Source organism: Streptomyces sp. NPDC054872 (genome assembly GCF_053610705.1).
In genome coordinates, this window is record NZ_JBSGYY010000057.1 from 12573 (window position 1) to 31958 (window position 19386).

The 19386-nt window shown below is 70.8% G+C and carries 14 protein-coding genes; 7 read left to right on the top strand and 7 right to left on the bottom strand.

Annotated elements, in window-relative coordinates; translation table 11 throughout:
• Nucleotides 1–4 precede the first annotated feature (4 nt).
• The gene (gene glpK / locus ACWGIH_RS40710; RefSeq protein WP_453451315.1) at nt 5–1525 is read left to right on the top strand and encodes a glycerol kinase GlpK; all 1521 of its coding nucleotides are present in this window, start codon (nt 5–7) and stop codon (nt 1523–1525) included.
• 140 nt (nt 1526–1665) lie between these two features.
• On the opposite strand, the gene ACWGIH_RS40715 is transcribed toward glpK, so the two are convergent.
• Genes ACWGIH_RS40715 through ACWGIH_RS40735 form a run of 5 tightly spaced genes read right to left on the bottom strand, consistent with a single transcriptional unit; the run spans nt 1666 to nt 9762 of the window.
• Nucleotides 1666–2271 carry a GTP-binding protein gene (locus tag ACWGIH_RS40715; protein WP_365821112.1) on the bottom strand — a complete coding sequence of 202 codons (606 nt, stop codon included), beginning with the start codon at nt 2269–2271 and terminating at the stop codon, nt 1666–1668.
• Nucleotides 2252–5926, bottom strand: coding sequence for a hydantoinase B/oxoprolinase family protein (locus ACWGIH_RS40720; protein ID WP_453451316.1), 3675 nt, complete (start codon nt 5924–5926; stop codon nt 2252–2254). Before ACWGIH_RS40720 ends, ACWGIH_RS40715 begins: the two co-directional genes overlap by 20 nt.
• A gap of 24 nt (nt 5927–5950) precedes the next feature.
• On the bottom strand, nt 5951–6355 hold the full coding sequence (locus ACWGIH_RS40725) for a DUF742 domain-containing protein (protein ID WP_363211112.1): 405 nt from the start codon (nt 6353–6355) through the stop codon (nt 5951–5953).
• Between the two features lie 9 nt (nt 6356–6364).
• A complete protein-coding gene (locus tag ACWGIH_RS40730) occupies nt 6365–6805 on the bottom strand; it encodes a roadblock/LC7 domain-containing protein (RefSeq protein WP_363211111.1) in 441 nt (146 codons plus the stop codon).
• Nucleotides 6802–9762 (bottom strand): nitrate- and nitrite sensing domain-containing protein, encoded by a 2961-nt coding sequence (locus tag ACWGIH_RS40735; protein ID WP_453451317.1) that lies wholly within the window; start codon nt 9760–9762, stop codon nt 6802–6804. The genes ACWGIH_RS40730 and ACWGIH_RS40735 overlap by 4 nt, the downstream gene beginning before the upstream one ends.
• A gap of 440 nt (nt 9763–10202) precedes the next feature.
• Between ACWGIH_RS40735 and ACWGIH_RS40740 the strand changes: the two genes are divergently transcribed.
• Complete coding sequence (locus tag ACWGIH_RS40740) at nt 10203–10691, top strand: hypothetical protein (RefSeq protein ID WP_453451319.1); 489 nt, start codon at nt 10203–10205, stop codon at nt 10689–10691.
• Nucleotides 10692–10708: 17 nt separating this feature from the next.
• Here ACWGIH_RS40740 and ACWGIH_RS40745 read toward each other — a convergent pair whose 3' ends face one another.
• Both ACWGIH_RS40745 and ACWGIH_RS40750 read right to left on the bottom strand, forming a co-directional pair.
• Nucleotides 10709–11866 (bottom strand): NAD(P)/FAD-dependent oxidoreductase, encoded by a 1158-nt coding sequence (locus tag ACWGIH_RS40745; RefSeq protein ID WP_453451320.1) that lies wholly within the window; start codon nt 11864–11866, stop codon nt 10709–10711.
• Nucleotides 11863–12183 (bottom strand): bifunctional 3-phenylpropionate/cinnamic acid dioxygenase ferredoxin subunit, encoded by a 321-nt coding sequence (locus ACWGIH_RS40750; RefSeq protein ID WP_363211107.1) that lies wholly within the window; start codon nt 12181–12183, stop codon nt 11863–11865. The genes ACWGIH_RS40745 and ACWGIH_RS40750 overlap by 4 nt, the downstream gene beginning before the upstream one ends.
• Nucleotides 12184–12372: 189 nt before the next feature.
• Between ACWGIH_RS40750 and ACWGIH_RS40755 the strand changes: the two genes are divergently transcribed.
• From ACWGIH_RS40755 to ACWGIH_RS40775, 5 genes are all read left to right on the top strand, one after another.
• Nucleotides 12373–13248 carry an IclR family transcriptional regulator gene (locus tag ACWGIH_RS40755; protein ID WP_453451321.1) on the top strand — a complete coding sequence of 292 codons (876 nt, stop codon included), beginning with the start codon at nt 12373–12375 and terminating at the stop codon, nt 13246–13248.
• A gap of 253 nt (nt 13249–13501) precedes the next feature.
• A complete protein-coding gene (locus ACWGIH_RS40760) occupies nt 13502–14587 on the top strand; it encodes an S-(hydroxymethyl)mycothiol dehydrogenase (RefSeq protein ID WP_453451322.1) in 1086 nt (361 codons plus the stop codon).
• Nucleotides 14584–17025 carry a GcvT family protein gene (locus tag ACWGIH_RS40765; protein ID WP_453451323.1) on the top strand — a complete coding sequence of 814 codons (2442 nt, stop codon included), beginning with the start codon at nt 14584–14586 and terminating at the stop codon, nt 17023–17025. The genes ACWGIH_RS40760 and ACWGIH_RS40765 overlap by 4 nt, the downstream gene beginning before the upstream one ends.
• Nucleotides 17026–17070: 45 nt before the next feature.
• Nucleotides 17071–18225, top strand: a complete 1155-nt coding sequence (gene solA, locus ACWGIH_RS40770; RefSeq protein ID WP_453451324.1) for an N-methyl-L-tryptophan oxidase — start codon at nt 17071–17073, stop codon at nt 18223–18225.
• Between the two features lie 13 nt (nt 18226–18238).
• The gene (locus ACWGIH_RS40775) at nt 18239–19366 is read left to right on the top strand and encodes an aromatic ring-hydroxylating oxygenase subunit alpha (protein ID WP_453451325.1); all 1128 of its coding nucleotides are present in this window, start codon (nt 18239–18241) and stop codon (nt 19364–19366) included.
• Nucleotides 19367–19386: the final 20 nt, after the last annotated feature.

Below are 19386 nucleotides of genomic sequence, written 5' to 3' on the forward strand. Positions count from 1 at the left end.
AGCCATGCCGGACAACTCCGAGAAGTTCGTCGCCGCCATCGACCAGGGCACCACCTCCAGCCGCTGCATCATCTTCAACCACGCGGGCGAGATCGTCGCCGTCGACCAGCGTGAACACCGCCAGATCTTTCCGAAGCCGGGGTGGGTCGAGCACGACGCCACCGAGATCTGGTCCAAGGTGCAGGCCGTGGTCGCGGGAGCGATCGCCAAGGCCGGGCTCCGTACCGACCAGATCAGCGCCCTCGGCATCACCAACCAGCGCGAGACGACGGTCCTGTGGGACCGCGCGACCGGGAAGCCCGTGCACAACGCGATCGTCTGGCAGGACACCCGGACGTCGGCCCTCTGCAACGAGCTGGGCGGCGCGGACGGCCAGGACCGGTTCCGGGAGCAGACAGGTCTGCCCCTCGCGAGCTATTTCTCCGGGCCAAAGGCCGCCTGGCTGCTCGACAACGTGCCGGGACTGCGGGCCCGCGCCGAGCGCGGCGAGATAGCGTTCGGCACCATCGATTCCTGGCTGATCTGGAATCTCACCGGCGGCACGGACGGCGGCGTGCACGTCACGGACGTCACCAACGCCGGGCGCACCATGCTGATGAACCTGGCCACCCTGCAGTGGGACCAGTCGATCCTGGCCGCGATGAACGTCCCCGAGGCGGTCCTGCCGGAGATCAGGTCATCGGCGGAGGTCTACGGCACGGCGGTCGGGCAGCTCTCCGGTGTGCCGGTCGCCTCCGCGCTCGGCGATCAGCAGGCGGCCATCTTCGGGCAGGCGTGCTACGACATGGGAACGGCGAAGAACACGTACGGGACCGGGAGCTTCCTGCTGCTCAACACCGGTAACCGGCCCGTCCCCTCGAAGAACGGGCTGCTCACCACGATGGGCTACAAGATCGGCTCCGACGCGCCCGTCTACTGCCTCGAAGGGGCGATCGCGATCACCGGCGCGCTGGTGCAGTGGTTCCGCGACCAACTCGGCATCATCCGCAGCGCGGACGAGATCGAGACGCTGGCCGCGAGCGTGGAGGACAACGGCGGCGCGTACATCGTGCCCGCGTTCTCCGGCCTCTTCGCGCCCTACTGGCGCTCCGACGCACGCGGTGTCGTCACCGGACTCACCCGTTACGTGACCAAGGCGCATCTGGCGCGCGCCGTCCTGGAGGCGACCAGCTGGCAGACCCGTGAGGTCGTCGATGCCATGTACCAGGACTCCGGGGTGCAGCTGCGGTCCCTGAAGGTGGACGGCGGCATGACCAAGAACAATCTGCTGATGCAGCACCAGGCGGACGTGCTCGGGGTGCCGGTGATCCGGCCGAAGGTCTCCGAGACGACGTGTCTGGGCGCCGCGTACGCCGCCGGTCTCGCGACCGGGGTGTGGAACGACCTCGACGAGCTGAAGGCGCACTGGCAGCAGGACGTGGAGTGGACGCCGGTCATGGACGCGGAGGCCCGCGAGCGCGAGTACCACAACTGGCACAAGGCGGTGGAGCGGAGCTTCGGCTGGCAGGACGACGGCGCGAGCTGAGCCGAGTGCCGAGCCGAGGGTGACCGCGGCCCGTACCCCGTTTCCATGGGGGTACGGGCCGCGGTTGTGCACGCACGCACACCGTCACGCGCTCAGGTAGTCACGCGCTCGGGTGGTCTCACACTCGGGTGGTCTCACGCTCACGTCGTCGCGGGCTCCCTGGCCGCGGCGGCGACCGCCATCGCGTGCTGGACCACTCCGATCAGGACTTCCTTGACGGACTGCCGCTCGCGCGCGTCGCACATCAGCACGGGAACACCCGGGTCGAGGTCGAGCGCCTGCCGTACGGCTTCGGCGGGGTAACGCGACGCGCCCTCGAAGCAGTTGACGCCCACCACGAAGGGTATGGAGCGGCGCTCGAAGTAGTCGACGGCCGCGAAGCAGTCCTCCAGGCGGCGGGTGTCCGCGAGGACCACGGCGCCAAGGGCACCGGTGGCCAGCTCGTCCCAGAGGAACCAGAAGCGGTCCTGGCCGGGGGTCCCGAAGACGTAGAGCACCAGGTCCTCGCGGAGCGTGATGCGCCCGAAGTCCATGGCGACGGTGGTGGTGTGCTTGTCCGAGACACCGCTGGTGTCGTCGACCGGGCGGCCCGCCTCGCTGAGCAGCTCCTCAGTGCGCAGCGGTTTGATCTCGCTTACGGCGCCGACGAGGGTCGTCTTGCCGACGCCGAAGCCGCCCGCCACCAGGATCTTCAGCGTCACCGGCTCGACGGGGGCCTTGCCGCGCTCAGCACGCTTGAAGATCATCGCTCGCTTCTCCTGGATCAGTGGTGTCGCGCGGGGCTGGTCCGTATCCGCCGCCGCCTGGGGTTTCGATCACGAGTACGTCGCCGGGGCCGGCGTCCGCGAAGTCGCTGCCTTCCAGCTCCTGGACGCCGCCGTCGGCCCGTTCCACACGGCCCGCGCCGAGCGCCCCGGGGTTGCCGCCCGCCATGCCGTACGGCGCCACCCTGCGGTGCTGCGAGAGCGTGGAGACCGTCATCGGTTCGCGGAAGCGGATGCGGCGCACGGCTCCGTCCCCGCCGTGCCACCTGCCGGTGCCGCCGCTCCCCCGGCGTACGGCGAACTCCTCCAGGAGCACGGGCAGGCGCCACTCAAGGACCTCGGGGTCGGTGAGCCGGGAGTTGGTCATGTGGGTCTGGACGACGGACGCCCCGTGGAAGCCGTCGCCCGCACCGGAACCTGAGGCCACCGTCTCGTAGTACTGGTGACGGTCGTTCCCGAAGGTGACGTTGTTCATCGTCCCGGAGCCCTCGGCCTGGACGCGCAGGGCTCCGTAGAGGGCGCCGGTGATCGCCTGTGACGTCTCGACGTTTCCGGCGACAACGGCCGCCGGCGGCTCGGGCGCGAGGAGGGACCCCGGCGGCACGACGATGCGCAGGGGGCGCAGACAGCCGTCGTTGAGCGGGATGTCCTCGGCCACCAGGGTGCGGAAGACGTACAGGACCGCCGCGTTGACCACCGCGAAGGGCGCGTTGAAGTTCGTCGCGAGCCGGCCGGACGTACCGGTGAAGTCGATGGTCGCCGAGCGGGCCTCGCGGTTCACGGAGACACGGACCTGGATGACGGCACCCGAGTCGGTGGGGTAGGCGAACTCGCCCTCTTCCAGTGTGTCGATGACCCGGCGTACCGCTTCCTCGGCGTTGTCCTGTACGTGCCGCATGTACGCCTGGACGACGTCGAGCCCGAAGTTCTCGATCATGCGTCCGACTTCGTCGACGCCCTTCTGGTTGGCGGCGATCTGGGCGCGCAGGTCGGCGAGGTTGGTGGCCGGGTTGCGGGAGGGGTACGGGGCCTCGGTGAGCAGGCTCAGGGTCTCGGCCTCGCGGAGGCGGCCGCCCTCCACGAGGAGCCAGTTGTCGAAGAGGATGCCCTCCTCCTCGATGGTGCGGCTGTTGGCCGGCATGGAACCGGGGGCGATGCCGCCGATCTCCGCGTGGTGCCCGCGCGACGCAACGTAGAAGAGGACCCGCTCCCTTGGGGTCTCCGGCTCTCCCGGGGTATCCGGCTCCCCCGGGGTGTCGAAGACGGGCGTGATGACGGTGACGTCGGGGAGGTGGGTGCCGCCGTGGTAGGGGTCGTTGACCGCGTAGGTGTCCCCGGGGCGCATGCCGCTGCCGCGGCGCTGGATCACCTCCTTCACGCTGGTGCCCATCGAACCCAGGTGGACCGGGATGTGCGGGGCGTTGGCGACCAGGTTGCCGTCCGGGTCGAAGAGCGCACAGGAGAAGTCGAGCCGCTCCTTGATGTTGACCGACTGGGCCGTGGACTCCAGGCGGGCGCCCATCTGTTCGGCGATCGACATGAAGAGGTTGTTGAAGACTTCCAGGAGGACGGGGTCGGCCTCGGTGCTCGTGGCGGAACCCTCGGGCACCGCCACACGTTCCATGACCAGGTGTCCCTCGCGTGACATGGCCGCCTGCCAGCCGTCGTCCACGACCGTCGTGGAGCCGGCCTCGGTGATGATCGCGGGGCCGTCGACGGTCTCGCCGGACGGCAGTTCCTCGCGGCGGTGCAGGGGTACGTCGCGCCAGATGCCGCCCGTGTGCAGGCTGACGGTCCGCGTAGCGCCTGGGCGCGTGTCCCCGGCGAGCACCGAGAGGTCGGGCTGCTCGGTCAGACCGGTGGCCTCCACGGAGAGCGCCTCGACGACGACGGGGCGATCAAGGGTGAAGGAATAGGTGGTGCGGTGGCGGTCCTCGAAGACACGGATCATGCTGTCCGGCTCGGCGAGCTCCACGGTGAGGGTGGTGTCGGTGCCGTCGTAGCGCAGTTGGGCGCGGCGGGTGACGCGGATGCGGTCCTCCGGCACGTCCTCGGCGAGGAGTTCGGCGCGGGCCGCTTCCTCCAGGTCGTCGGCGGTCTTCAGGACGCGCGGCATCGCCGACGGTTCGAGGCGGGCCTCCACGGACTGCTCGCGCATCGCGGTGGTGTCGGCGAGACCGATGCCGAGCGCGGAGAGCACTCCCGCCATGGGGGGTACGAGGACGGTGCGGATGCCCAGCGAGTCGGCGACCATGCAGGCGTGCTGGCCGCCCGCGCCACCGAATGTCGTCAGGGCGTAGCGGGTGACGTCGTGGCCCTTCTGGACCGAGATGCGCTTGACGGCGGCCGCGATGTTGGCGACGGCGATCTGCAGATATCCCTCGGCGACCTGCTCCGGAGTGCGGTCGTCACCGGTGTGTTCCCTGATGTCGCGGGCCAGCGCGGTGAAGCGGTCGCGCACGAGCGCCTCGTCGAGCGGCTGGTCGCCGCCTGGCCCGAACACCCGGGGGAAGTGGGCGGGTTGGACGCGCCCGAGGGCGACGTTGGCGTCGGTGACGGTGAGCGGACCGCCGTTCCGGTAGCTCGCCGGGCCCGGAGCCGCGCCCGCCGAGTCGGGGCCCACGCGGTAGCGGCTGCCGTCGAAGTGCAGCACGGAGCCGCCGCCCGCCGCGACGGTATGGATGTCCAGCATCGGCGCGCGCAGTCGTACGCCCGCGATCTGCGTGGTGAAGACCCGCTCGTACTCGCCCGCGTAGTGCGATACGTCGGTGGACGTGCCACCCATGTCGAAGCCGATGACGCGGTCGAAGCCCGCGCGGTGCGACATGCGGGCCATGCCCACGATGCCGCCCGCGGGCCCGGACAGGATCGCGTCCTTGCCTCGGAACTGGCCCGCTTCGGTGAGGCCGCCGTTCGACTGCATGAACATCAGCCGTACGCCGTCGAGTTCGCCGGCCACGTGCTGGACGTAGCGGTCGAGTACGGGGGACAGATAGGCGTCGACGACCGCCGTGTCACCGCGCGGGACCAGCTTCATCAGCGGGCTGACCTCGCTGGAGAGTGAGACCTGCGCGAAGCCCGTGCGGACGGCCAGTTCGGCGATGGCCCGCTCGTGGGCGGGGTACAGGTGGCTGTGCATGCAGACCACCGCGACGGCCCGGATGCCGTCCTCGTGGGCCTGGCGCAGCGGCCCGGCGAGCTGCTCCAGGTCGGGCGCCCGCAGCACCTCTCCCTCGGCGGTGACCCGCTCGTCGGCCTCGATGACCCGGGCGTACGGCAGTTCCGGGAGGACGATCTCGCGGGCGAAGATGTGGGGGCGGTTCTGGTAGGCGATGCGCAGGGCGTCGCCGAAGCCGCGGGTGATCACCAGGGCGGTGGGCTCGCCCTTGCGCTCCAGGAGTGCGTTGGTGGCGACGGTGGTGCCCATCCGGACGGCGTCGATGCGCACGTCCGCCGTTTCGGCGGGGACATCGGGGGCGGAAGCCAGTAACGCACGGATGCCGGCGACGGCCGCGTCGGCATAGCGGGACGGGTTGTCCGACAGGAGTTTGTGCGTGAGCAGCCGCCCGTCGGGCCTCCGCGCGACGATGTCCGTGAAGGTACCGCCCCTGTCGACCCAGAACTGCCAGCCAGTCACGTCCCACTCCCGCTTCCGCGCTGTTCAGAGCGCCCGGAGGCCGTTGATCACGTCGCGCAGAATACTCTCGTCCGGCAGTTCCGCCGGGGGTACGGGACGTGTCACGTGCACCAGTTCGTCATCGACGAGATCGCCGATGAGGACGCGGATCACGCCGATGGGAAGGTCCAGTTCGGCCGCCAGTTCGGCGACCGACTGAGGGCTGTCACGGCAGAGCCCGACGATGTCCACGTGCTCCGGAGACAGCCTCCTGTCCGCCTCCGGGTCACCGGCACGGGCCTCCGCGATGACGACCGCGATCAGATCGAGGCGATGCTGGGCCGGACTCGTGGTCCGGCCGCGCGTCATGGCGTACGGCCGCACCACGGGCCCGGCGTCGTCGTCGAACCAGCGAGGCGTCCCCTGTGTCCCTGTGCCGTCTTCGCTCATACCCTCCCGCTACCCTCCCGTGGGCAGGTCGGTGCGCGGCGCCGTACCCAGATGCACACCCACCCTCTTGACCAGCAGCGTCATCTCGTACGCCACCAGACCTACGTCGGAGTCCGCGTCCGCGAGGACGGCGAGGCAGCTGCCGTCGCCCGCGGCCGTGACGAAGAGGAACGCGTCGTCGAGCTCGACCACGGTCTGGCGTACCCGGCCCGCCTCGAAGTGGCGTCCGACGCCCTTGGCGAGGCTGTGGAAGCCGGAGGCGACAGCGGCGAGGTGCTCGCTGTCCTCCCTGGTCAGGTCCTGCGATACGCCGGTGGGCAGGCCGTCGCCGGAGAGCACGAGCGCCTTGCGGATGCTGGCGACCCGCTGCACCAGGTCGTCGAGGAGCCAATTCAGCTCCCTCGCCGCTCCGGGATTGGCGATGCGTGCGTCGGCCTTCGGTGCGGTCATCGACCGTCCCCCTCAGATGTCGTTCCTGGTGCTGTGCCGTCGGAGGCGTCTTCGCCCGCGGCGTTCTCTTCACGACCACGCTGCCAGCCGCGCTGGAGCGAAGCCATCCGGCTGCGAACCTCGTCGGCGTCGCGCTCCTCCGGCCTGGTCGTGGCCGGGGCCGGGTCGCGTTCCGTGCGGTGGTCCGGTCCGTCCTTCAATTGTGGGGCGAGGTTGGCCTGGCGCACGCGCCGGGGCAGTCCGCCGGGTGCGGTGGTGGGTGCCGGTGCCTGACCGACGCGGGACTCGACCTCCGTACGCGGGGCTTCCGTACGCGGGGACTCCGTGCGGCGGCTGCGCCTCGGGAGGTCCGGCGGCGCGTCGGCCGCGGTGACGTCGCGGTGCGGCGGTGAGAGGTCGGGCCAGGCGGACTGCGGCTCGGGGCGGCGCGGCAGGTCGATGGGCTCGTCCGCGGGACGGATGCCGCGGTCCCGGTCCACCGCACCGCCCTGGGGGCGTCCCACGGGTGCCTGTGTGCGCTCGGGGCGCTGCGGTGCCGCTTCGCCGCCCTCCGTCGCGCCACGGGGCCTGTTGTGCGTCACGGGGCGGCCGTGGGAGGAGACCAGCTTCGGGGTCCTGCGGCGGGGCCGCTGTACGGGGTCTCCGGGGGTCGCGTCCGTGTCGTCGTCGGGGACACCGAAGCCGTTGGCGTTGCCGCGTGCGGGCAGGGCGTCGGGGCGGGTGGGCTCGCGCTCGCCCGTCTCCCGCTCGTCCCGCGCCTGTTGGTGCTGCTCGTCGCCCTGCACCCCGGCCGCACGGCGGCGCGGGCGGAAGAGACCGCCGCGCTCGCTGTCGGCGTCCCCTAGGTCGCCGAGGTCGCCGAGCGCGCCCGGGAAGGGGTCGAGGTCCGCCATGCCGACCGGCGCCTCCAGCTCCACGGGCCCGTCGAGGACGGACGCGGGCAGGCCCGGCAGCTGTACGGGCACCTGGCCGAGCGCCGCCTGCTTGTCGCCCGCGGCGTCGCGGCCCAAGGCGTCCTTGGGCTGCGGCCGGTCGAGCCGGAACCCGACGCCGTTGGTGTCCGGCACGTCGTCGGTAAGCAGCGTCTCGGGGATGAACACGACGGCGGTGGTCCCGCCGTACGGGGAGGGCTGCAGGGAGACGCGTACGCGCTGGCGCTGGGCGAGGCGGCTGACCACGAAGAGGCCGAGCCGGTCGGTGTCGGAGAGCTCGAACTCCGGTGTCTCCGCGAGGCGGAGGTTGGCGTCCAGGAGCGCGTCGGCCGCCATGCCGAGGCCCCGGTCGTGGATCTCCAGGGTGAAGCCGTTCGCGACGTGCTCCCCGAGGACCTGCACCGCGGTGTGCGGGGGCGAGAACACCGTGGCGTTCTCCAGGAGTTCGGCCATCAGGTGGGTGAGGTCGGCGACCGCGGGCCCGGTGACGGCGATCCTCGGCAGTCGGCGCACCTCGATGCGTTCGTAGTCCTCGACCTCGGCGACGGCCGCGCGCACGACGTCCATGAGCTGGACGGGCTTGCGCCACTGCCGGGACGGGGCGGCGCCGGAGAGGATCACGAGGCCCTCCGCGTGCCGCCGCATGCGCGTGGTGAGGTGGTCGAGGCGGAAGAGGTCGGCGAGTTCGTCCGTGTCCTCGGTCCTGCGCTCCATGGTGTCGAGCAGGGTGAGCTGCTTGTGCAACAGCACCTGGCTGCGGCGGGCGAGGTTGACGAAGACCTCGGACACGCCGCGTCGCAGGTCGGCCTGTTTGACGGTGGCCTCGACCGCGGCGCGCTGCAGGGTGTTGAGGGCCTGGCCGACCTGGCCGACCTCGTCCTTCTCGTACGTCAGGCGCGGCGCCTCGGTCTCCACGTCGACCTGTTCGCCCGCCGCCAGGCGGCGCAGCACGCCGGGCAGCCGGACGCCGGAGGCCTCGTGGGCCTCCAGGCGCAGTCGGCGCAGGTCACGGATGAGGCTGCTGCCGATGCGCACGGACATGAAGACCGAGAACAGGAGGGCAAGCAGACCGAACACGCCCGCGACGACGACGCGCACGATCACGCCCACCGCCACTGGCTCGACGCGCTCCTGGTAGCGGTCGCCCGCCGCCTTGTCGCGCTCGGCGAGGTCCTTCAGCGCCTTGCCCGAAGCGGCGTCCCAGCGTGCCGAGGTGAGGGCGCGGGGGGTGCCGGGCGAGGATTCGATGACGGCCTTCTCGGCCGACCTGAGCTGGGTCGTCTCGGCGCCGTTCCAGTACCGCTCGTAGCCGGCGCGCTCGTCCTCGGGGAGCTGGGCGAGGTTGACCTCGTACAGCAGCGTGCGCTGGGCCCTGAGGTCGGAGATCTCCCGGATCTCGGCCTTGGTGAGCCTGCGCGCGACCAGCGCCGAACCGAGCAGCGCGTCCTCGCGGGACAGCAGCTCACGCGCGCGTGCCACCCCGACGAGCGCCCGGCCCTGTTGGTCCATCTTCACGTCGTCGAGGCCGTGCAGGGTCATCAGGAAGCCGTAGCAGGGGTCGATCAGCTTCGTGTACATCTTCAGCGCGCCGGCCCGGGTGATGGTGCCTTCCTCGACCGTGCGACGCAGCGAATCGATGCCCTCGAAGGAATCGAGGAGCGACGCGAGCCGGTCAGCCGACTGTCCGGTGACCTCGTCCCGCACGTCCGGGTGTTCGGCGTTGTCCACGACCTTGGTGATCATCTCGTCGGTGGCCGTCTGGCTGCGGCGCAGCGCGGCGAGCGCGTCCGAGGCACGGGGGTCGGCGAGATAGACGAGGGTCTGCCGGCGTTCCTGCTGGACGACTTGGGCAGCGTCCTCGATCGGGTAGCCGATCTTGTCGACGACGTTGGAGACGTCGATGAGGTCCTTGGCCGACTGACCGGTGAGGTAAGTGGCGAATCCCCACATCGCGGTCAGGGAAATGAGCGGCACCAGCAGCAATGCCACGATCTTCCGGCGGATGGACTTCCCGCGAAAGCGCATGGCCTCCCCCAGATCGACCCCCTGCGGCCGCGCTATGGCCAGGGGCACACATGTGCGTCAACAAACGGCGTGAGCCTACTACTGACGCAGGAGTAACTCGAAGGCACGTCCGGACGGATTTCAGCCGTGACGCAAAAGGGACGTCCCCAGTTGTCCCTCCAATTCGGGAGATTGCATCCCCCGTGTGGCACATGCCACTCGGCACAGTCACCCTTGCCGATCAACCCAGTTGGCCGGAACTCTTCGCTTTTCCGAACCGGGCGGGAATCTTCCCGACTTCTCGTTCGTCCTTGAGTAGGGGGATCGGGGACAGCGGCGCCAGGGGAGCGCATGCCGCCATCAGGCGGCGTAAAGCTGCGTATACCGGGCAGCCAGTGGAGAGTCGGGTCCGCCGACATCTCAGCGAACGGCCCGAGAGCATCGGGGGAGTGACGAGTTTGATGGCCACGGCAGAGCGCCAGAGGACGACCGGGGATGAGTACGAGGCATCCGGGCGCGGGGATCAGCACGAGGCGCCCAGGGACGAGTCCGGCGAGGACCGCAGGGAGTTGTGGGTCGAGGAACCGGCGCGCAGACGGCGCCTGCCCGATCCGGTGCGCACGGCCGCGGTGCGGGCCGTGATCATAGTGGCGCTGACCCTCATGCAGGCGATGACGGCGTTCCTGTGCACGATGGCCGGATCCTGGCTGTCCTTCCCGATGGTACTCAGCAGCGTGGCCAGCACCGTCGTCGCCACCTGGGGCGTCCTGGACGTGTGGGTGACACGCCAGGTGTGGAACCAGCGCAACGGCGTGGTGTCGGTGCCGAGCAGCACGGCACGTCAGCTGCGGCGCGAGCGGCGCCGGGCCCGCCGGCAGGCCCGCACGACGGCGCGCGGCGACGATCGCATACGCAGGCGCGGCGGAGCAGGGCAGTTGTCGCACTCCTAGGCCGCTCCCGGGCCGCCCTAGGCCGCGACGGGCAGCTCCGCGAGCAGACCGCGTCGCATGCGCGTGAACGGGCGCGGCCGGTCCACCGCGAGGACCGCGGAGGTCTTCCCCTCCCGCTCGTACGCAGCGAGGAAGCTGCCCTCCTCCGGCGCCCCTTCGAGGAGGCGCACGGTGTCATCGGCGCGCCGCCGCCCGGCGAACTGGATGCGGGAGCCGTACTGATCGGACCAGAAGTACGGCAGCGGACGCACGGTCTCGGCGGTGTGTCCGGCCAGCAAATTGCGTACGGCGACACGGGGTTGCTCCGTGGCACTCGTCCAGTGCTCGGCCCGCGTGCCGCCCACACGGGCGACGTCGCCCACCGCGACGACGTGCGGCAGCCCGGTGACGCAGCCGTCGTCGCAGAGCACTCCGTCGCCCACGGCGATGGTCGAGCCCGCGAGCCAGGCGGTGTTGGGGGCGGCCCCGATGCCCACGACGACCACGTCGGCGGGCAGCAGACAGCCGTCGGCCAATTCCACCGCGCGGACGGTCCTCTCGCCGTGCAGTGCGGCGACACCGGCGCCCGTCACCAGCTCCGCTCCCCCACGTGCGTGCAGTCCGGCGCAGAATGCCGCCATGTCCGCGCCCAGTTGAGGGAGAAGCGGCAGCGGGGCCGCCTCGACGACCGTCACCTCGTGGCCGAGCGCCACGCACGAGGACGCGGTCTCCGCGCCGATGAAGCCGCCGCCGATCACCACGACCCGCCGCGGGCCCGCGGTCAGTTGCGTACGCAGCGCGCGGGCGTCGTCCAGGGTGCGCAGCGTGTGCACCCCCGAAAGGGAGGGCCCCGGCAGACGGCGCGCGGAGGCGCCGGTCGCGATGACCACTCCGTCGCTCGCGATGGTCCTGCCGTCCTCCAGGAGCACGGTGCGGCCGCGTGGGTCGAGGCCCCGGGCGCGCACCCCGAGCAGCCACTCGGCGGCGAGTTCCGCGGCCTCCTCGGCGTCGGACAGCGCGAGTTGGGCCTCGTCGGCCCGGCCGGTGAGGAAGTCCTTGGAGAGCGGCGGCCTGTCGTACGGTTGATGCGGCTCGTCGCCGATGATCACGAGCCGTCCGTCGTATCCCTGGGCGCGCAGTTCGCGCGCCGCGTAGAGCCCGGCGAGCGAGGCGCCCACCACGGTGATGGTTCTCATGCGGCGGAACCCTCCTCGGCCACGAGGTGGACATGGATCGTGCCGTCGTCGACGCTCACCCGGTGGGTACGCACGGCACGGCGGGCCGGCAGACAGGTCGGCCGGCCCGTGCGGAGATCGAACGAGGCGGCGTGGAGCGGGCATTCGACCAGGCAGCCCTCGAGCCATCCCTCGGAAAGAGAGGCGTCCTGGTGGCTGCAGGTGTCGTCGATGGCGTAGATCTCGCCGTCGGCGTTGAACACCGCGACGGGAGGTGTGGTGTCGACGCGGACGGATTCGCCCGCGGGGAGGTCTTCTAGGCGGCAGACGGGAATCATGGGCCCCCCTCTTCATCTTTCTCGGCCGGCCCGGACACCTTCTCGGCCCAGGACCCTTCGGTAACATGATGTTTCGTATGGCGCACGAGGGAGCGCTATACGCAACAGACTCCGGCCGGGAAGCCCACCGCGTCAAGGGCTTCCCGCAGATGCGGCTTCAACGGGCCGCGAGGTGGTGAGAGTTGAGATATGACCGGCACGCCGAAGCAGCCTGATCAGACCGAGGAGCCGCACGAGGAGCGCCCCGACAACCGGCCCGGTTCCCCCGGGAAGCAACCGCCCGGGTCCCCCGAGAAGCAGCCGAAGGCCGCGCCGGCATCCGTCCAGTCCGTGGACCGCGCGGTCAGCGTCCTGGAGATACTCGCCCGGCTCGGCGAGGCCGGGGTCACGGAGATCGCCGACGAGCTGGGGGTGCACAAGTCGACGGCCTTCCGGCTGCTCGGCGTCCTGGAGAACCGTGGTCTCGTGGGCCAGGCCAAGGACCGTGGGAAGTACTTCCTGGGGGCCGGCGTGCTCCGCCTCGCGGGGGCGGCGGCAGTGCGTCTGGACATCTCCCAGGAGGGCGGGCCGGTCTGCCGCGACCTCGCCGACGAGCTGGGCGAGACGGTCAACATCGCGATCCTGGACGACGACGCCGCGGTCAACATCATGCAGGCCCGCGGCCCCGCGTCCGTGACCGCGCAGAACTGGCTGGGCAGGCGCACGCCCCTGCACGCCACCTCCAGCGGCAAGATCCTCCTCGCCCATCTGCCGACGACGCTGCGCGAGGGGCTGATCGCGCGGACGCTGCCGCGCCTGACCGAGCACACGGTGACCGGGACGGTGGCGCTGCGCGGGGAGCTCGAGGCCGTCGTCGACCAGGGGTTCGCCATTGCCGTGGAGGAGCTCGAGGTGGGTCTGGCGGCCGTCGCCGCACCGGTGCGCGCGCACGACGGCAAGGTGATCGGGGCGCTCAGCGCGTCCGGGCCCGTGTACCGCCTGACCGAGGACCGGCTGACCGAGTTGGCCAAGCGCACGGTCGCCGCGGCCGTGGAGCTGTCGCGACGCATGGGCTACGGCTTCTGAGCGGCGGTCACCACAAGCCCCGGGCGCGGGCGATGAACTAGGGCCGAGAACGAGGCCGAGAGAGAAGGCCGAGAACGAGGGCGGAACCGGTATATCCGGTTCCGCCCTCGCTTTGTGTCGGCGGCGTTTCGCTGTGCGCAGCTGATTTGCCGAGGGTTAACTCCCACCCCTTGACGGCCTCTTGATGGCGTTCCCACTATGTCTCTCATAGCGCAACCCGTCGTGCAGTGCGCAACAGCAGAGGAGTCTGGTCGTGCCACACGAGGTCCGTGCCGTCGTCGCCATGAAGAAGGGCGCACCCGTCGAGGTGCAGACGATCGTCGTGCCAGATCCCGGACCGGGAGAGGTACTTGTCTCCGTCCAGGCCTGCGGGGTCTGCCACACGGATCTGCACTACCGGGAAGGCGCGATCAACGACGACTTCCCCTTCCTGCTCGGCCATGAGGCGGCAGGCACCATCGAGGCGATCGGCGCCGATGTCACCGATCTGGCCCCCGGCGACTACGTGGTGCTCGCCTGGCGGGCCCCCTGCGGAGCCTGCCGCTCCTGTGTGCGCGGCCGTCCCTGGTACTGCTTCGACTCACGCAACGCCGCCCACCCCATGACCCTTTTGGACGGCACTCCCCTGAGCCCCGCCCTGGGCATCGGCGCCTTCGCCGAGAAGACCCTCGTCGCCGCCGGGCAGGCGGTGAAGGTCGACCCGGCGGCCCGCCCCGAGGCCGCCGGGCTCATCGGCTGCGGGGTGATGGCGGGCTACGGGGCCGCCGTGAACACCGGCCGGGTGGGCCGCGGCGACACCGTGGCCGTGATCGGCTGCGGCGGCGTCGGCAACGCCGCCATCGCCGGTGCCTCGCTGGCGGGCGCGCGCCGCGTCATCGCCGTCGACATCGACGAGGCCAAGCTCGACGGGGCGACCCGGTTCGGTGCCACGCACACCGTCAACTCGCGTGGCACGGACCCGGTCGACGCGGTCCGCGAACTCACCGGCGGCTTCGGGGTCGACGTCGCGATCGACGCGGTCGGCACCCCGTCGACGTACAAGCAGGCCTTCTACATGCGCGATCACGCCGGTGTCCTCGTGCAGGTCGGGGTGCCCGACCCGGAGATGCGGATCGATCTGCCGCTGATCGACCTGTTCTCCCGCGGCGGCGCCCTCAAGTCCTCGTGGTACGGCGACTGTCTGCCGACCCGGGACTTCCCGATCCTCGTCGACCAGTACCTCAGCCGCCGCCTCGACCTCGGCGGCTTCGTCTCGGAGACCGTCACGCTCGACCAGGTCGAGGAGGCGTTCGGCAGGATGCAACGCGGTGAGGTGCTGCGTTCGGTGGTCGTCCTGTGAGCGGCCGTTCCGCGACACCGTGCGTCGTCGTCATCGGCGCGGGCATCGTCGGGTGTTCGCTCGCCGACGAGCTGACCGCCCGCGGCTGGACCGACGTGACGGTCCTCGAACAGGGCCCGCTGCCCGCCCCCGGCGGCTCGACCTCGCATGCGCCCGGCCTCGTCTTCCAGACAGGTCCGTCCAAGACCCTGTCCGCCTTCGCGACGTACACGGTCGAGAAGTTCGGGGCCCTGGAGGTGGACGGGCTGCCCTGTTTCAACCCGGTCGGCGGCCTGGAACTCGCCACCACGCCCGAGCGCTGGTCCGACCTGCACCGCAAGGCCGGATACGCCGCCTCCTGGGGCATCCGCGCGCAGCTGGTCGGTCCGGCCCGGTGCAAGGAGATGTGGCCGCTCATCGACGAGAGCAAGGTCCTCGGCGGGCTGCACACCCCTGACGACGGGCTCGCCCGAGCCGTGCTCGCCTGCCGCGCGCAGATCGAGCGGGCACGCGCGCGTGGCGCGCGTTTCCTCGACCGGCACACCGTGACCGGCGTGGAGCAGGAGGCAGGCCACGTCACCGCCGTCGTGACCGACCAGGGAACCTTCCCCGCCGATCACGTCGTGTCGGCGGCGGGTTTCTGGGGTCCGGTGATCGGGCGGATGGCCGGCGTCGACATACCTCTCCTGCCCCTCGCCCATCAGTATGCGAAGACCGCACCACTCCCCGAGCTCGCGGGCGTCAACGACCCGCGCACGGAGGCATCGAAGCCGATCCTCCGCTTCCAGGACCGCGATCTGTACTTCCGTGAGCACACCGACCGCATCGGCATCGGTTCCTACGCCCATCGGCCACTGCCCGTGGACGCCTTCACCGTCCCGGCGTACGACGACGCGGCGGACATGCCGTCCTCGTTCCCCTTCACCGAGGAGGATTTCGCGCCGAGTTGGGAGGACTGCGGATGGCTGCTGCCTTCGCTGCGCGGCACCGACGTCGCGGAGGGCTTCAACGGCGTCTTCTCCTTCACCCCGGACGGGATGCCGGTCCTCGGTGAGTCTCGTGCGCTGCACGGATTCTGGCTGGCCGAGGCGGTGTGGGTGACGCACTCCGCGGGCGTGGCCAAGGCGGTCGCCGAGTGGATGATCGACGGGCGGCCCTCCGTCGACGTACACGACTGCGACCTCACCCGCTTCGAGGACGCCCAGCGCTCCCCCGCGTACGTCACCGACCGCGGTGCACAGCAGTTCGCCGAGGTCTACGACGTCCTCCACCCGCTGCAGCCCATGGACCGGCCGAGGCCGCTGCGGGTGAGCCCCTTCCACGCCCGGCAGCAGGAGCTGGGCGCCGTCTTCCTGGAGGGCGGCGGCTGGGAACGCCCGCACTGGTACGAGGCGAACGCCCCGCTTCTCGCCGGCGTCGAGGTCCCCGAGCGTGACGCCTGGTCGGCCCGCCACTGGTCGCCGATCGCGGCCGCGGAGGCGCGGGCGACCCGAGAGAAGGTCGCCCTCTACGACATGACTCCCCTGCGCCGTCTGGAGGTCTCGGGCCGCGGTGCGCTCGCCTTCCTGCAGCGCATGACCTCGAACAACCTGGCCAAGAAGCCCGGCGCGGTGACGTACACCCTCCTCCTGGACGAGGCGGGCGGCATCCGCTCCGATCTCACGGTGGCCCGGCTCGCCCCGGATCGCTTCCAGGTCGGCGCCAACAGTCCGGCCGATCTCGACTGGCTCCTGCGTCATGCCCCCGACGACGTCCACCTGCGGGACATCACGTCGGGCACCTGCTGCATCGGGGTCTGGGGCCCGCTCGCCCGCGACCTCGTCCAGCCGCTCACCCGCGACGACTTCTCACACGAGGCGTTCCGCTATTTCCGGGCCAAGGAGACGTACATCGGGCACGTCCCGGTGACGGCGATGCGTCTGTCGTACGTCGGTGAGCTGGGCTGGGAGCTCTACACGAGCGCCGACACGGGGCTGCGCCTCTGGGACACCCTGTGGGAGGCGGGACAGGAGCACGGTGTGATCGCGGCCGGCCGCTCGGCGTTCAACAGCCTGCGCCTGGAGAAGGGGTACCGCGCCTGGGGCCATGACATGACCACCGAACACAATCCGTACGAGGCGGGTGTCGGCTTCGCCGTCCGCATGGACCGCGGCGACTTCGTGGGCCGGACCGCGCTCGAACAACTCGGCGCCCCCGCGCGCAAGCTGACCGCTCTCCTGCTCGACGATCCGGCCGCCGTGGTCCTCGGCAAGGAGCCGGTGCACGTCGGCGGGACACCGGCCGGGTACGTCACCAGCGCCTCGTACGGCTACACGCTGGGCCGCTGCGTCGCCTACGCGTGGCTGCCGCCGCTGGAGGCGGGCACGGGCGTGCACGTCGAGTACTTCGGCGAGAAGGTGCCCGCGACGGTCGCCGAAGAGCCGCTGTTCGACCCGAAGATGACCCGCATCCGCCGGTAGCGGCCCCACCGCCACAGACCCATCGGCTGTTCTGGAGGAAGCACTGTGTCCCCCACCTATGACGTGATCGTGATCGGCCTCGGCGGCATGGGCAGCGCCGCCGCCCACCACCTGTCCGCGCGCGGCGCCCGCGTCCTCGGCCTCGAGAAGTTCGGTCCCGTCCACAACCGAGGCTCCAGCCACGGCGGTTCCCGCATCACCCGGCAATCCTACTTCGAGGACCCCGCGTACGTACCGCTGCTCCTTCGCTCGTACGAGCTGTACGCACGCCTTGAGCGCGACACCGGCCGCGAGATCGCCACCCTGTGCGGAGGCGTGATGATCGGCCGCCCCGAGAGCCGCGCCGTCTCCGGTTCGCTGCTCTCCGCGCGGCAGTGGGACCTGCCCCACGAGATGCTCGACGCCCCCGAGATACGCCGCCGCTTCCCCACCCTCAGCCCGCGCGACGACGAAGTGGCGCTCTACGAAGCGCGAGCCGGGCTCGTCCGCCCCGAGAACACCGTCGCCGCCCATCTGCAGCTCGCCACGCAGCGGGGCGCCGACCTGCACTTCGAGGAGCCGATGACGCGCTGGGAGCCGTATCGGGGCGGCGTCCGCGTGCACACTCCCGAAGGCACCTACACCGCGGGGCAGTTGGTCATCTGCCCGGGGGCCTGGGCGCCGCGGCTCCTGACCGACATCGGAGTGCCCTTCACCATCGAGCGGCAGGTCATGTACTGGTTCCAGCCGACGGGCGGTGTGCGGCCCTTCCTGCCGCAGAACCACCCGATCTACATCTGGGAGGACGCGGACGACGTGCAGGTCTACGGCTTCCCGGCCATCGACGGGCCCGACCTCGGCGCCAAGGTCGCCTTCTTCCGCAAGGGCACGCCCTGCACACCCGAGAACATCGAGCGCACGGTCCACGAGCACGAGGTCGCCGCGATGGCGGAACACATGGCGGGCCACATCCCCTCCCTGCCGGGGCGGTTCCTCAAGGCCGCGACCTGCATGTACTCCAACTCGCCCGACGAACACTTCGTCATCGCCCGCCACCCGGCCCACCCGGAATCGGTCACCGTGGCCGCCGGGTTCTCCGGTCACGGCTTCAAGTTCGTGCCGGTCGTCGGCGAGATCGTCGCCGATCTGGCGCTGCGGGGCACCACCGATCACCCCATCGAGCTCTTCGACCCCAGCCGCCTGGCCGCCGCGCCCGCTTGAGGAGTACGCCACCGTGACGACGACCCCCGAGGCCCCGTCCGCCGCCAGCCTGATGACCACGCTGCCGGGCCACTTCTACACCGACCCCGAGATCTTCCGGCAGGAGCAGGAACGCGTCTTCGAAGCGCTCTGGTTCTGTGCGGTACGCGCCGCCGACCTCGACAAACCCGGCGCCTTTCGCACCGTCCAGGCAGGCCGCGAGAGCGTACTGATCACCCGCTCCCGTTCCGGGGAGCTGCGGGCCTTCCTCAACATCTGCCGGCACCGCGGGGCCCGGCTCTGCACCCAGGAGGCGGGCGAGGTACGCCGCGCGCTCCAATGCCCGTACCACGCGTGGACGTACGACCTCGACGGCAAGCTGATCGCCGCGCCGAACCTGGTGAAGATGCCCGACGTCGACCGCACCGCGTACGGCCTGGTCAAGGTCGCGCTGCGGGAGTGGCTCGGCTACGCCTGGGTGTGCCTGGCCGATGAACCGCCGTCCTTCGAGGAGACCGTCATCGGCGCGGCCGTGGAACGCCTGGGCGACGCGGCGTCCATAGAGCGCTACGGGATGGAATCGCTGGCCCTCGGACATCGCGTCACGTACGACGTGCGGGCCAACTGGAAGCTGATCGTCGAGAACTTCATGGAGTGCTATCACTGCGCGACCATCCACCCGGAACTCACCGATGTCCTGCCGGAGTTCGCGGACGGATTCGCCGCCCAGTACTACATCGGGCACGGTGCCTCCTTCGGCGAGGAGGTCAGCGGGTTCACCGTCGACGGCGGCCCGGGCTTCGACCGGCTCCCCGAGGTCGCCGAGGACCAGGACCGCCGCTACTACGCGATCACGATCAAGCCGACGGTCTTCATCAACCTCGTCCCCGACCATGTGATCCTGCACCGGATGTTCCCGCTGGCCGAGGACCGCACGGTCGTCGAGTGCGACTGGCTGTACGCACACGAGGTCGTCGCGTCCGGCGTCGACCTCACCAGGTCGGTGGAGCTCTTCCACCGGGTCAACGAACAGGACTTCGAGGCCTGCGAGCGCACCCAGCCCGCGATGGCGTCACGCGCCTACCGCGGGGGTGGGGTGCTCGTGCCGACCGAGCACCACATCGGCCTCTTCCACGAGTGGCTGGCCGACCGGCTGGCCTAGGGAGCCGGTCAGCTGGCCCA